The 12,842-nt window shown below is 64.6% G+C and carries 12 protein-coding genes; all 12 read right to left on the reverse strand.

Annotated elements, in window-relative coordinates:
* Positions 1–273: 273 nt before the first annotated feature.
* The 12 genes from ABZ824_RS24305 to ABZ824_RS24360 all read right to left on the reverse strand — a co-directional run bounded on the left by ABZ824_RS24305 (position 274) and on the right by ABZ824_RS24360 (position 12,412).
* The gene (locus ABZ824_RS24305) at positions 274–1,833 is read right to left on the reverse strand and encodes an FAD-dependent oxidoreductase (protein ID WP_356965482.1); all 1,560 of its coding nucleotides are present in this window, start codon (positions 1,831–1,833) and stop codon (positions 274–276) included.
* Positions 1,830–2,726 carry an alpha/beta fold hydrolase gene (locus ABZ824_RS24310; protein WP_356965483.1) on the reverse strand — a complete coding sequence of 299 codons (897 nt, stop codon included), beginning with the start codon at positions 2,724–2,726 and terminating at the stop codon, positions 1,830–1,832. The genes ABZ824_RS24305 and ABZ824_RS24310 overlap by 4 nt, the downstream gene beginning before the upstream one ends.
* Entirely contained in the window at positions 2,723–3,577 is an 855-nt protein-coding gene (locus ABZ824_RS24315) for an alpha/beta hydrolase (protein ID WP_356965484.1), read from the reverse strand. The genes ABZ824_RS24310 and ABZ824_RS24315 overlap by 4 nt, the downstream gene beginning before the upstream one ends.
* Before the next feature lie 210 nt (positions 3,578–3,787).
* Positions 3,788–4,405, reverse strand: coding sequence for a hypothetical protein (locus ABZ824_RS24320; protein ID WP_356965485.1), 618 nt, complete (start codon positions 4,403–4,405; stop codon positions 3,788–3,790).
* Between the two features lie 38 nt (positions 4,406–4,443).
* Positions 4,444–5,412, reverse strand: coding sequence for an MlaD family protein (locus ABZ824_RS24325; RefSeq protein ID WP_356965486.1), 969 nt, complete (start codon positions 5,410–5,412; stop codon positions 4,444–4,446).
* A complete protein-coding gene (locus ABZ824_RS24330; protein WP_356965487.1) occupies positions 5,409–6,329 on the reverse strand; it encodes an MlaD family protein in 921 nt (306 codons plus the stop codon). Before ABZ824_RS24330 ends, ABZ824_RS24325 begins: the two co-directional genes overlap by 4 nt.
* A 131-nt stretch (positions 6,330–6,460) precedes the next feature.
* On the reverse strand, positions 6,461–7,564 hold the full coding sequence (locus ABZ824_RS24335) for an MlaD family protein (protein ID WP_356965488.1): 1,104 nt from the start codon (positions 7,562–7,564) through the stop codon (positions 6,461–6,463).
* Positions 7,564–8,604, reverse strand: a complete 1,041-nt coding sequence (locus ABZ824_RS24340; protein ID WP_356965489.1) for an MlaD family protein — start codon at positions 8,602–8,604, stop codon at positions 7,564–7,566. The genes ABZ824_RS24335 and ABZ824_RS24340 overlap by 1 nt, the downstream gene beginning before the upstream one ends.
* Complete coding sequence (locus ABZ824_RS24345) at positions 8,592–9,599, reverse strand: MCE family protein (RefSeq protein WP_356965490.1); 1,008 nt, start codon at positions 9,597–9,599, stop codon at positions 8,592–8,594. The genes ABZ824_RS24340 and ABZ824_RS24345 overlap by 13 nt, the downstream gene beginning before the upstream one ends.
* Positions 9,596–10,687: a mammalian cell entry protein gene (locus tag ABZ824_RS24350; protein ID WP_356965491.1), complete on the reverse strand. Its 1,092-nt coding sequence runs from the start codon at positions 10,685–10,687 to the stop codon at positions 9,596–9,598. The genes ABZ824_RS24345 and ABZ824_RS24350 overlap by 4 nt, the downstream gene beginning before the upstream one ends.
* Positions 10,688–10,691: 4 nt before the next feature.
* Positions 10,692–11,555 carry an ABC transporter permease gene (locus ABZ824_RS24355; RefSeq protein WP_356965492.1) on the reverse strand — a complete coding sequence of 288 codons (864 nt, stop codon included), beginning with the start codon at positions 11,553–11,555 and terminating at the stop codon, positions 10,692–10,694.
* A complete protein-coding gene (locus tag ABZ824_RS24360; protein ID WP_356965493.1) occupies positions 11,555–12,412 on the reverse strand; it encodes an ABC transporter permease in 858 nt (285 codons plus the stop codon). The genes ABZ824_RS24355 and ABZ824_RS24360 overlap by 1 nt, the downstream gene beginning before the upstream one ends.
* Positions 12,413–12,842: the final 430 nt, after the last annotated feature.

Here is a 12,842-nt window from a genome sequence, read left to right on the forward strand (position 1 = left end):
AGAGGCAACGAAATGCAACGGGGAACCCAGACCGAAATCGGCCATCAAGTGCCACATGGCATTCCAGATCTCATGAACGCGCGCCCTCAGCAATGCCGATGGCGGCAGCCGGACATTCCTCGGGCATTCGATATCCGAACCTCGTCAAGTCGGCGAGGTGTCCGCACCACACGGGATGTCGCCGCAGCGGTGATCGTGCACCCCTCGTCCATAGCTGAGCCCACCAGGACGGGTGAGCCACAGCGATTCACTCCTCCCTCCCGATGATGTGTGTCACGGGGATTCGACTGGCGGGGTCATCGCGGTGACGGATTTCAGTGTGCGCGCGGTCCAGTCGGTGGTGGCGATCGAGCCGATGTAACCGTCGGGGCGGATCAGCAGCAGGGTGGAGTCGGTCAGGCCGTAGATCCGGGCAAAGGACTCGGTGATGTCGGCGAGGACCACATCGGCCTCCACCAGATCACCGCTGTCGACGGCGACTCGTCTCAGCGCCGCGCCCGCCGCGGGCCACGGCAGTGCGGCCAGGTCCTTGGCCGCCGCGGGACCATAGGCGATCGCGGTGAAATGCGGCCCGGCGAAGAGATCGAACAGCCGCTGCGATCCCCCTGTCGCGCTTAGCAGTTTCGCATCCGGCGCGCGATCGCCCACCCGCACGGTCGCGGTACGCTGGGCCTCATTCGCCGCCAGGGGCCCACCACGGTAATGGAGGGCCAGCTGGCGTTCGTCATCACCGCGTTTGATGGACGACGGGTCGAGCTTGGACAGCCCCTGGTACTTCTCGATCGACAAACCCAGGACCCCGGCCGCGATCGGCTGCCGCTCGGCTTCGTAGGTGTCGAGCAGGCTGTCGGGCGCGCCAGCGAGCACTTGACCGAGTTTCCAGCCCAGGTTGTAGGCGTCTTGCACACCGGTGTTCAGTCCTTGCGCACCCGTGGGGGGATGTACATGAGCGGCGTCGCCGGCGACGAACACCCGTCCCGACCGGTAGCGTTCAGCCAGGCGGATGTTGGGGCGGAACACCGACTTCCAGCTGATATGCGACAAACGGATATGTTTGTCGCCGGTCTGCTTGCGGAGGCGCGCGTTCAGGCTGTCCTCGTCGAGATCGGGCTCCTCATCGCGGCGCAGACGAATCATCACCTGAAACCGATCGGAATGCGGCAGCGGACACGCACCGACGAACCGGCCACCCGGACGCGGCCACACATGCCAGCGGTCCCGGGAAAGGCCGTCCACCACGGCGTCGACGATGATCACTCGATCGGCTTCGTCCGTCGTTCCCTCGAAGCCGATGCCCGCGGTTTTCCGGACCGTGCTGCCTCCGCCGTCGGCGCCGACCAGGTAGCGAGCGCCGATCTCGGTCACACCGTCAGGGCCGGAAACCATCGCCACGACCGTATCCGGATACTGTTCGAATCCGACCAGTTCGCAGTTGGCTTCGACGGACACGCCCAGCCGCTGCAGTCCGGCGCGCAGTGCGGCGTCGGTGCGGAACTGGGGGATCAACCACGTATTCGGGTGCGGCACATCCGAGCTCACGTCGGTATGCGACATCATGCGCCAAGGAATGTTCAGCGGGCCCGCGTGGATGCCCAACAGCGGGTAGTCGGCCCCGCCGGCCCGGATGTCATCGAGGACGCCCAGGTCTTCGAACACTTCCAGGGTGCGCGGCTGGACTCCCTTCGCGCGCGAACCGTCGAAGGCGTGCGCGGCCTTGTCGATGATCCGCACCGCCAGTCCGCGGCGGGTCAGATCGATCGCCAAGGCGGTGCCGGTCGGCCCGCCGCCGACGACGAGGACATCGACGATATCGGTGCTCGGCTGGGTCGTCATCGGTGCGTCCCTTCCTTGGCGGCGTCTATGAAGGCGGTGAATCGGGAACTCATTCGGGCGGGCTCCTCGTAGGGGACCATGTGCCCGCACGGCGAGAAGATGTGCGACACGGTGGGCGCCAGCAATGCGCACACCTCGTCGTAGTTCGTGATGGGAGTGACCTGGTCTTGATCGCCCCACAGCAGCATCCGCGGCACCGGCAGGTGGCCGGTTCGCCGGTAGAGATCCTGGCGGCCGCCCAACGGAAAGTCGGCGATCGTGGCAGCCAACGCGTAGATCGAGCCTTCGAACTGGTAGGACTCCCGCACCATCGCGGTGAGTGCCGCGGATTGCTGTGGATCGCGCACGTTGTGTGAGAGGTGCCGGTCGAGCATTCTGCTTCCCAGGCTCTTGGCCAGGACGGTTCCCAATAACTCGTGGCGCAGCAGCCGTGCGGCGGCAGGTGCGGGCTGCAACCCGGCGGGGCCCGCCAACGTCAAGGTAGCTACCCGGTCGACGTGCTGCCCGGCGAAAGCCATAGCCACCAGCGCACCCATCGAAGTTCCGACGAGGTGGAACCGCTCGGACAATTCCAGGCGCTCGGTCAGGTCGGTGAGTTGCCGCACGAACAGCGCCTCGTCGTAGCGTGCCTCCACGCGATCGGAATAGCCCCGGCCGTAGGCGCTGTAGGTGAGGGTGCGGAATCCGCGGCGGCGGAGTTCGGCGGCGAGTTCGTCCCAGTAGAACAGGGGGACAGTGATACCGCCCACGAAGACGACGGTCTCTGCCGCGGCGGGCCCGCTCAGCTCGTAGTGAGTGATCCCATCGCCGCATTGGAGGAACTCACCGCGCAGCTCGCCTCTGGTAGGCCCGTCCAAACGACGGGTCTCGTCGCGGGCCACGAAGTACTTCATCGTTGTTCCTTCGGCTGCGCGGCCACCTCGGTGGTCAAAAAGTCCAGGACCGCGGCTGCCACCCACGCCGGATCTTCATCCGGGAGCAGGTGGCCGCCGCTGGGGTGCACTCGTTCGTGGCTGCCGGGGATATCGCGGGTGAAGTGCTGGCCGTCGATAGACGCGCTACGCAGCACGAGGGTGGGCACGGTGATGGCCGGGATCTCGGCTGTTCGGTCGATCTGGTCGGTATTGGCGAAGTCGATGAATGCCTGTTGGTTGCCGGGCCTGGTCAGCATCGCGTGGACGCGGTCGATCATCTCGTCGTCCACCACCGACGATCGCGATCCGACCGCCGAGCGCAGATTGCGTGCCGTGGCCGACCGAGAAGCCAAGCGAGGCAACAACGCCCGACCGATCGGATTACGGGCCAGCCGCAGCGCCAGCGGCAGCGACTTGCCCGGATAGCCGGTGGCATTGATCAACACGAGCCGATCCACACGCTGGGGGTAATCCAGTGCGAAATTCCAGGCGATGTTGCCGCCGAGCGAATTGCCTACCACCGAGGCATCGACCACTCCGAGCCGGTTCAAGAAGGCGGCGACAGTCGTGGCGTAGGTCTGCACCCGGTAGTCACGGTCGAGGCGCGGGCCGGTAAGACCGAACCCGGGCAGATCGAGGCGAATGACGTCGAAGGACGACGACAAGGTGGCGGCCACCTGGTCGAAGCAGTGCAGCGAGGAGCCGCTGCCATGTAGGAGCAGCACCGATCGCCCGCTTCCGGCCCGTTTGTAGTGAAGGTTGTGGCCCTCGACTCTCACGAAGCGCGAATCAGGATCGATGTAGTCATCGACAGCTACTCGTCTACTCATAATGGTTACAGTGTTGCCGATATATGAGCCCAGGTCAAGTGTTGCGGCAACATTGTGACTGTTAGTGCCGAGCGGATGACCGGCCTTTCGATCGGATCGTGACAACCGGGCCGCGCCTGGTCGACGAGGAAGACGCCGACGCGCTGTATACGCCGTGACCGAGCGCCTCGAGACCGGTAACGAACCGACTCGGCTACGTATCAGCAGCGGTCATTTCAACGGCAGAGCGCCCTCCATACCGCCGACATCGGTGATCTTCCATCCCGCACCCGAATCGACGGTGACGTTGTAGGTCACCGTCGTCTGGCCTCCATCGGGCGTCTGAGCGTTGGTGGAGTGGACGTTCAAGAAGACGTTCACCTTGTACACGCCGCCGTTCTCGGAGGCGACGACGGCACTGATCGGTGTGGCGGTCGAGGACCATTTCAACGGCACCAGGATCTCTTGCAGTTTCGGAGCCGTGGCGTCGAATTTGTTCGCCAGTGGCGCGCTGGTGTTCGCCTTGAGTTTGGTGACCCACGCGTTGTAGTCCTGGAAGTTGATGGTGGAGGCGCCGACCGCGTAATCCGTGGCGACTTGCTCGGCACGCCGGTCGGCGGCCGCCGCGGCGTCGCGATCGTTAAGCTGGCTACGAGTCGAAAGCCAGAGAGCAGCGAAGACGCCCATCGCCGTTACGACGGCGATGAACGCGGCCGCGAGTGCGATTCCGGACGGCCGTATCGACACCGTCCACGATGCCCGCCCGGCCGCTACGGATCGTTCGCCTGCCTGTGCAGGCCGGTCGGTTGTCGTTTCTTCGCCGATTCGGTCGTTGGTCTCGATGGTCATGTGCGCTCCTGCGGTGTTGTTCACATCTGCGGGGTCCGCTATTTGGCGTTGATCTGCAAGCGCACGACGCCGTCCCCGGTTTCGGCGAGCGCTTGCGAAATCAGCGCGCTGAGTTCGACACGGCCCAGCTGCCCAGCGGCATGCGCGGCCGCGGGGGTCAGCACGGGCACCAATCGGGCGAGATCCGGCCCCATCTCATCCAGATAGTCGGTGAGTCGACCGGCGAACGGTACGACTCCGTTGCCCTCTACGTACATGTCCGGCACGGTGCCGATCCGGACAAACCTCTCGATCGATCGCGCCATGTCGTTCATGGAAGCGCCGATCTGTGTCCAGCCCGGCGCGGCTGCGCTCATCGCCGGACCGGTCCAGTCCATATCCGCGCCCAATGCCTGAAGGTCCACCAGCATGGCTCGGATCGCATCGGTTCGGGCCAGCAGGGTCGCGGCCAGCAGGGAGGTCGACCGGGCGAGTTGCGGGACGACGACTTCGGTGCCGGCCAGCCCCTGGGCGAAGGTCTCGACGATGGCTTCCAGTGCCTGCGGGTCCAGTTGTTCCATCAGATGGGTCACTTGGCGCGCGACCTCCGGTATCGACGTCGGCGTACGGATCGCCGCGGTGTCGATGTGCTGTCCGTCGCGCAGGTAGGGTCCGTGGCCGCCTTGGACGGGAGTGAATCGGACCTGCGGTTCGCCCAGAGCGGAAAGGTTTTCGATGATCACCGTGCTGGCGACCGGTATGCGGTAGTCGTCCCGCACGCGCATGCCGACCTGGACACCACCGTTCTCGTTGCGCACGGAAACGATCTCGCCGACCCGGACGCCGGACAGAAGGACCGGCGAGCGCGGGCCGAGGCTGCCCGAGTTGGTCAATGTCATTGTCAGTGTGGAGTATCTGGTGAACCAGTCGACACCGACCACATCGAAGGTGAGGTAGGCGAGGCCGAGGAGTAACACGGCGGCGAGACTGCCCAGCGACACCGCCGGGCCCCGAACTCGTGATGTCATCGCACGGCTCCGATCATGCGCAGGGTGTCGACGATCCGGCTGGTCTGTTCGTCGGCAGGGATGCCGGTCCCCGCATCGATGCTGATGATGTTCACCTTCGCGCCGTGCTCGGCGAACGGAATGATCTGATCTCGAATGAGCGACACGATTCGGTTGAGATTCGACGGCGCGTTCAGGTCCAACGGCCGGTTGGTGAACATCAGCGGCATCAAGGCGTTTGCGGCGGCATCGCCCGCTGTCACCAGCGAGGTCATCCAGGAGATGGAGTGGGCGAGATCGCCCGTGACGCCCGCTACCCCCAGGACGAGGATCAAGGACTTCAGTGCCGCGGTGACGTGGGTCGTACCTTGCTCGCTCAGCAGCCCATCCAATGCCCGATCGCGGTCCAGCACCATCGCCGTACCGGCCTCCATTCCGTCGAGGAAGCGGTCCACCTCGTCGAGATGCCGGGCGACGTCTTCGAAGTCGGCACCGATGACCTGTGTGATGCGAGCTGTATCGGGCGGTTGTTGCGGCAGCACCGCGTTCATGCGGTTCACCAGGTCTTGGAGTTGGTGGACCGCACCGCCTTGGACAAACGTCGCGAGGCCTGCCAGCACGTCTTCCACCTGCACAGGTGGTTTCGTCTGCGCGATCGGTATGCCGCCGCCGTCGGCCAGAGTGTGGTCGAATCCGTCCGGCGGTGTGGTCAGCTCGATGAAGACGTCCCCCAACAGGGTGTTCTGTCGTAATTGCGCGGTCGTGCGCGCGGGCAGCTCTACCGCTCGATCGATGTCGAGATCCGCGATCACATGGCCGGGGACCGTTGCCGTGGGGTCGACCACCGTCACCGCCGCCAGATCACCCACCTGTACGCCGTTGGCCATCACCTTCGCCCGTGCGGGCAGGTTGAGGGCATTGGCGAATTCGACATGCACGCGGTATGCCTCGCCGCGGCCCGTGCCGGGGATCGTGATGGCCGACGGATCGAAGGCACAACCGCCGAGCGAAGCACCTGCGATAACGAGGGCGATCAGTCTCGTCGCGCCTTTCGATCCGCCCCGACCCCTCATCGTGCACCTACCAGAGCCAGCACTACCGGTGCCAGATCAATTGTGACCAAACCGTTTTCAGCGCCGCGGCAGCGACCGGGGAGTGTCGCGTCGATCACCGAGCACACTTGTTCGGCATCCGCTCGGTCGAGAGCGACTTTGGGTGGAGCGTAGGAGAGTGCGGCCTGGCCGGTATTCGGATCGACGGACCGCTGGAAGGCATCGGTCAGCGCAGGGATCATGTTGACGAGTTGTTCGAGCGTGGCGACATTGGCGCCGGCCCAGCGGACCACCGGGACCGTCGCATGCACGATGCTCAGCAGCGGCTGCCCGAACGTAGTGGTGATGTCGTTGAACCAGGGCAGGATCACTCGCAGTCGATCGAGGACTTCGATGATCGGTGCGATCACCTCGCTATTGGCCTGATCCAGCATTCCGCCGAGTCGTGTCAGCATATGTTTCAGATCGCCCCAGTTGTTCTTCAGTGCCGCGCCGAGTTTGCTGATCGCGTCGATCAGTTCACCGAGGCGTCCGATGGCCGCGTCGGGTGATTTCAGCGCATCGCCTAGTTTGAAGATCAGCTCGTTGAGCGCGGGGCCGGTGCCCGACACTGCGGTGTCCAGAGCCGACAGTCCTGCGCTCACCGTGTCCCGTTTGCCCGTGTCGTCCGGGGCGCTCAGCTCGGTGGCGAGCTTCGACAAGGCGTTCAACGTCTCGGTCATACTCTTGGGAGTGAGAGACCGGGTGATGCACCGGCCGGCGTCCCACTCGGCCGCCGATCTCGGCGCGGACAGAATGGCGAGGTTGCGATCGGCGACGAGTGTGTCGGACAGCGTCACCGCTGATACGTCGCCGCGCAGGGGGTGATCGGCTTCGACAGTGAAATCGACACGAACGCCATCACCGGACGGTTCGATCCGAGTCACCGAGCCGACCGGGATCCCGAGCATCGTGACGTGGCTGCCCTGGTAGAGCCCCACCGCGTCCGGCATCATCGCGCAGTACGAGCGCATCGATTTGCCGGCTCCGGTCAGCACGACGTAGGCGGCACCGCAGAGCCCGACCAGGACCAGGGCGGTCGTGACCGACATGAATCCGCGGGACGCGAGAAGTCGTCGCATCAGCACGACCTCCCGGGCACGGGGATGCACAGTGCGGGCGCGGAGACGGTCGTCTGCGATTGATCGATGGCGTACCCGTCTGGTCCGGCGATCTGCTGTAGCTGCTGACCGATGCTCTGGACGGAGTTGACGACCTGATCGAGGCGACCGGTGAGCCGCTCCAGCTCCGGGATCGCCTTCGCGAGTTCGTCCAGCATCGGCTTCAGCGTGTGGTCGTAGGCGGGTTCGGCTGCCGCGATGCGCGACAACAACCGCGCGAGCAGAGCCAACGACACTCGTAGCTCGGCACGCTTGTCGACGAGTATGTCGGTGGTCAACTTGAGCTTGCTGTTGAGCCGGCCGTACAACGCGATATTGCCGCTGATCCTGCTCAGGTATTCCTGGGAAACCGCCAGTGCGCGAGAGACATCCATATTCTGTCGGTCGAGGATGTCGACGATGGAATCCACCGCTCGTCCCAGCTGCCGCAGACCATCCGGGCTCGCGACCAATGCCGCCTGCAATTGGCCTAGATTGTCCCGGAGAACATCCCCATCGACCTCCCGCACCGGGGTGATCGCGTCTTGGAACGCCTGACCGAGCGTGTACGGCAGCCGCACGCGGTCTTTGGCGATCACTTTCTTGCCCAGTGGCTTCGATCCCGCGGGCGTCAGTGCGACGAAGTGGCCGCCGGCTATGGTCAACATACGAATGTCCAGGGTCGACTGATCACCGACGAACACATCGCTGTCCACCGTGAAGACCATGTGCACTCGATCGTCATGCAATTCCAGCGATTCGACGGTGCCCACGTTGATCCCCGCCACGCGCACGTCCTCACCGGGACGAATGGCTCCGGCCTCGCTCAGGTCGGCTCGGTATTCCACCTTGCCCAGCGGTAGCGCGTACAAGATGCCGCAGGCAGCCAGCACCGACACCACCGTGGCCGCGCCCATCAAGCCGAGCCGCAGCTCCCGTCGGCGCACCGTCCGGTCGTCGGCAACGGGTCTATCGCCACGGAATCGAAGTCGTCCGCGCGGCAATTTGTTCAGCGGTTGCATAGGGCGATCCTTTGGCCGCCGATGAATACCCGCAGTTGCGGTGGCACCGCGGCGTCTCCTTTCGAGCAACTGGTGTTCATTTCGGGCCCGGTTTTCGGCAGTAGCGCCGCCAGCGACTGCAGAACGCCGGGAAGTTTGCCCAGCACCTCCACCGCCGACTGTGGGTCGGGAAACGCCGCGCGCAGGGCATCGTCGAGATCCGGGTTGGTATCGGGGGTCAACCCGAGCGTCGCGAGCAAATCGTCGATGGGACCGAGCACCGGTGGTGCGGCGAGTGCGAAGTCGACCAGACCGTCCAGCTTGTTCTCCAGCACGGAGAACAGGTCGGTCAGGCCCTGGATCAGGTCTTCCAGGTAGGGCGACTTGCCGCCGATGCGGTCGTCGACGATGTGCAGGTTGCGAACGAGCGTGGAGATCAGGGTCTGTCTGTCGACGGCGTAGCGGCTGAGTTGCTCCACCGCGTCCAGCGCGGGCCCCAACCCGGTGCCGTTGCCCTCGATCACGGCTAGGACGCTCTCGGCGAACTGATTGAGCGCGCTGGGCGAGAACTCCCTGAGCACCGGTTGCAGTCCGTTGAACAACGTAGTGATGTCGAAAGAGGGGATCGTGCGCTCGGGCGGAACGGTCACGCCGGTCGCCAGTTTCGGGCCCGGCGTGGTCGGCTGGCGCACGTCGACATACCGCTGGCCGGTCAGCGTTTGATACCGGATCGCGAATGTGCTCGCCTCGTACACCGCGTGGTCGCGTTGAACGGTCACTCGTACCGAGGCCCGCCCCTGATCCAAGGTGATCGCCTCGACCTTGCCCACCTGCACTCCGTACATGCGGACGTCGTCACCGGGTTTCAAGCCGTTGGCATCGGTGAAGATCACCCGATAGAGGTCGGTCCTTCCGGCTACCGGTCGTTGGATCGCCGCTACCACGAGGGCCAAGAGGGCTGCCATCACTACCGCGAAGGTCACCAGACGCAGGATTATGTAAGGGGTCGATTTCATCGAGTTCCTCTCGGCAGCACAGCCGGGTCAGCCGAGGCGGGTGCCCCGAGCACCGCTGCTGTCCCGAGAGAGCCGAGTAGCGGGGAGGAGAGGACGGGGAATCCGCGTAGCACGAGTTCCAGCTGCAGGACAGGTCCCTCGGGGGTGTCGACAAACGAATTGTCGATGCGTTCCAAGATGGTTCGCAGCTCCGCACTCGACTTTTGCGGGGTGGGCACCATCTGGGCGGTGACGCTCAGCAGTGGCGTCAGCATGTCGCTGTAGCCGGTATAGTGCCGCTGCCCGACGTGGCCCAAGCGCGTGAGCGCGGGAAACAGGTCATCGGTGAGCAGGGTGACACCGGCATCGAAGAGCGGCTGGTCGGTGCGCAGAACTTCGATGTTGTTGATGTGGTCGAGCAGGTCGACAGTGGCGCCCGCCAAATCGGCCGTCCCGTACAGCGTCGAAGCATACTGGCCGATCAGAAACGACGGATCGTATCGCTGGGTATCGGCCACCGCTCGCCCCAACATCACGATGGCCTCCAGGATCGGCGTGAATGCCTTGGCATCGGTGGCGAGTCCGGTCAGCACGCCGGTCAGTTCCGGTGTCAGTACGTGATTGGTGGCCTGCCCCAGTGACCGGATCAGTGTGCCCATCGTGACATCGGAGACTCGGGACGCCGCCGCACCGGTGAGGTCGATGGTCGCTCCCTCCCGCAACGGGGCGCCACCCTGGCCGCGACGCAATTCGATCTCGCTGATACCGAAGAGGTTCGACGGCGCGTAGTCGACAACGAGAGCGTCGGTGAGTCCGGTCAACTGAGAGCCGTCCAGCCGCAGGGTGATCTGCTGCTGCCCGCCTCCGACACTGCTTATGCCGGTGACCTCGCCGACACCGACCCCGTCCAGCCGCACGTGAGCTCCGGCGACCACGCCGTCGCCGATCCGCTCGGTGCGCAGCGTGACCGCCATTCGAGCGTCTACACGCACCGCGTGATGCCCAACCCACACCGCGGCGACGACCACGGCGACGGCGCATGCGAGCGCACCTGTCCGGCGTGCTGACTTCGCGGTGATCGCGGTGCCCGGCAATCCATATGTTGGCATTCCATTACCCCGTGAACGTGACCGGTGAGCTGAATCCCCAGATGACCAGGCTCAGCAGCATGTCCAAAGTGATGATCGCTACGAAACTGGCACGCACCGCCCGGCCGGAGGCGATTCCCACACCCTCCGGCCCACCGACGGCGAAAAACCCTTGATAGCAGTGGATCAGGATCACCGCGATGCCGAATACCAGCACTTTCAGCACCGCCGCGGCGATATCGGGACCGCTGACGAATTGGTCGAAATAGTGCTGGTACACCCCCGATGACTGACGGTGGACGCCGACAACGATCGCGGCACAGGCCAGATAGCTGAGGATCAGCGTGACCAGGAAGGTGGGTACGATCGCCACGACGCCGGCGATGACCCGGGTGGTGACCACGAACGGAATCGACCGCAATCCCAGGCATTCCAGCGCATCGATTTCTTCGGAGATGCGCATCGATCCGATCTCGGCGGTCATCCGGCACCCGGCCTGCGCCGCGAATCCGACGGCGGCGATGATCGGCGCCAGCTCACGGGTATTCGCGAACGACGAGACCACGCCGGTCAGTGGGCCGAGCCCCATCATATTCAAGGTGCCGTAGGACTCGATGCCCACACTGGCGCCGAGCACCATGCCCAGCAGGACGAGCATCGGCACGGTGCCGCCGCCGACGATCAGCGAACCCCTCCCCCAGGTTGTGTCACCGATGGCGCGCAGGGTTTGCATCCGATAGTGCTTCAGCGTCATGGGGATGGCCGAGAGCACCTGCCAGCTGAACGACAGGGCGAATCCGAGGGAGTCCACCGGCAGCAGCATGTTCCGGTCGCGGGCCAATCGATAAGCCCAGCGCAGTCGCTTCGGGGCATACGTGGTCGCGGTCATCAGGCCAACCTCGCCGGGGCGAACATCTGAACCAACTGGGTGGCAGCGAGATTGACGATCATGATGCACACCACCGAGAGCACGACCGAGGCATTCACTCCGTCTGCCACTCCGCGCGGGCCGCCCTTGGCCTCGAGCCCACGCTGACAGCTGATGATCGCGACGATCAATCCGAACACCATGGCCTTCAGCAGCGAAATGCCCACATCGGTGACCGTGGTGAAAGAACCGAAAGTAGCCCAGTAACTTCCCGAGGTCACACCCTGTGCCCCGATCGCGACCATGTATCCCGCGACAACGCCGGCGAAGATGATCAGCACATTCAGCAGCGGTGCGACCAGCACCATGGCGACGGTGCGGGGAATGACCAGCCGATGGATCGGGCTGACGCCCATCACCCGCAGCGCGTCCACTTCTTCACGGATCGTGCGCGCGCCGAGGTCCGCGGCGATCGCCGCCGCACCGGCGCCGCCGAGCAGTAGCCCGGTGGCGATGGGAGCGCCCTGCTTGATGACCCCGAGCCCGCTCGCCGCCCCCAGCAGGGAGTCGCCGCCCAGTTGCCGGATCATGTTGCCGATCTGCAATGAGACGATCACCCCGAAGGGCACCGCCATGAGTATCGCGGGGAGAGCTGTGACCGTGATCAGGTACCACGCCTGTTGCAGCATCTCGCGCCACTGGAAGCGGCGACGAACCAGATCCGCCAACGCCCCCCCGACGGTCTCCAACGCGATGTCCACGATCCGTCCGCCGGTGCGCACCCCCGAAACAACGGTATCGGAGAAATTCGCTTGCACGATCCGCAGTGCGGAGGTGTCGCGCCGCGGCGGCGATAATACGTCGGGTGTCAGAGTCAAAACGATCGAACTTTCGCTTGGGACCGATATACGCCGATCAGCTTTTCGGCGTCCGCGCATGATCGGTCCACGATCACTATGCATTTCGCTCAGTTGGCCCCTCCGCTCGAAGCGGAAGGGATGAACATCAATTCAGTGGACGCTTTCGACGCGTGGACAGCACCGCTTCGCGCCCCGCGTTCGCCGGATCAACCACCTGCGGCTCCCGCGTGAGCTCTTCCGTTGCCACTCGGTCCCGAAGATCGGATCGGGGTCGATCCGGTTATCGACAGCTGCTCGTCCAGGCATAATGGCTACAGTGTGGCCGATATCACGCCAGTCGTCAAGATGTTTCGATAACATTGTTGCCGTTATTTTTGGAGCCAGCGGGGCGGCCGAACGCAGCGCCGCCACGGTCAGCTGCATCAGGCACTCGACCACAGCGTCGACG

Origin of the sequence: Nocardia sp. NPDC047038 (assembly GCF_040644075.1) — a bacterium.
Taxonomy (GTDB): domain Bacteria; phylum Actinomycetota; class Actinomycetes; order Mycobacteriales; family Mycobacteriaceae; genus Nocardia; species Nocardia sichangensis.

Coding starts and splice junctions, on each gene's coding strand:
- ABZ824_RS24310 (WP_356965483.1), bottom strand. CDS start 2,726: ATGAAGTACTTCGTGGCCCGCGACGAGACCCGTCGTTTGGACGGGCCT.
- ABZ824_RS24320 (WP_356965485.1), bottom strand. CDS start 4,405: ATGACCATCGAGACCAACGACCGAATCGGCGAAGAAACGACAACCGAC.
- ABZ824_RS24340 (WP_356965489.1), bottom strand. CDS start 8,604: ATGCAACCGCTGAACAAATTGCCGCGCGGACGACTTCGATTCCGTGGC.
- ABZ824_RS24350 (WP_356965491.1), bottom strand. CDS start 10,687: ATGCCAACATATGGATTGCCGGGCACCGCGATCACCGCGAAGTCAGCA.
- ABZ824_RS24335 (WP_356965488.1), bottom strand. CDS start 7,564: ATGCGACGACTTCTCGCGTCCCGCGGATTCATGTCGGTCACGACCGCC.
- ABZ824_RS24305 (WP_356965482.1), bottom strand. CDS start 1,833: ATGACGACCCAGCCGAGCACCGATATCGTCGATGTCCTCGTCGTCGGC.
- ABZ824_RS24355 (WP_356965492.1), bottom strand. CDS start 11,555: ATGACCGCGACCACGTATGCCCCGAAGCGACTGCGCTGGGCTTATCGA.
- ABZ824_RS24315 (WP_356965484.1), bottom strand. CDS start 3,577: ATGAGTAGACGAGTAGCTGTCGATGACTACATCGATCCTGATTCGCGC.
- ABZ824_RS24325 (WP_356965486.1), bottom strand. CDS start 5,412: ATGACATCACGAGTTCGGGGCCCGGCGGTGTCGCTGGGCAGTCTCGCC.
- ABZ824_RS24345 (WP_356965490.1), bottom strand. CDS start 9,599: ATGAAATCGACCCCTTACATAATCCTGCGTCTGGTGACCTTCGCGGTA.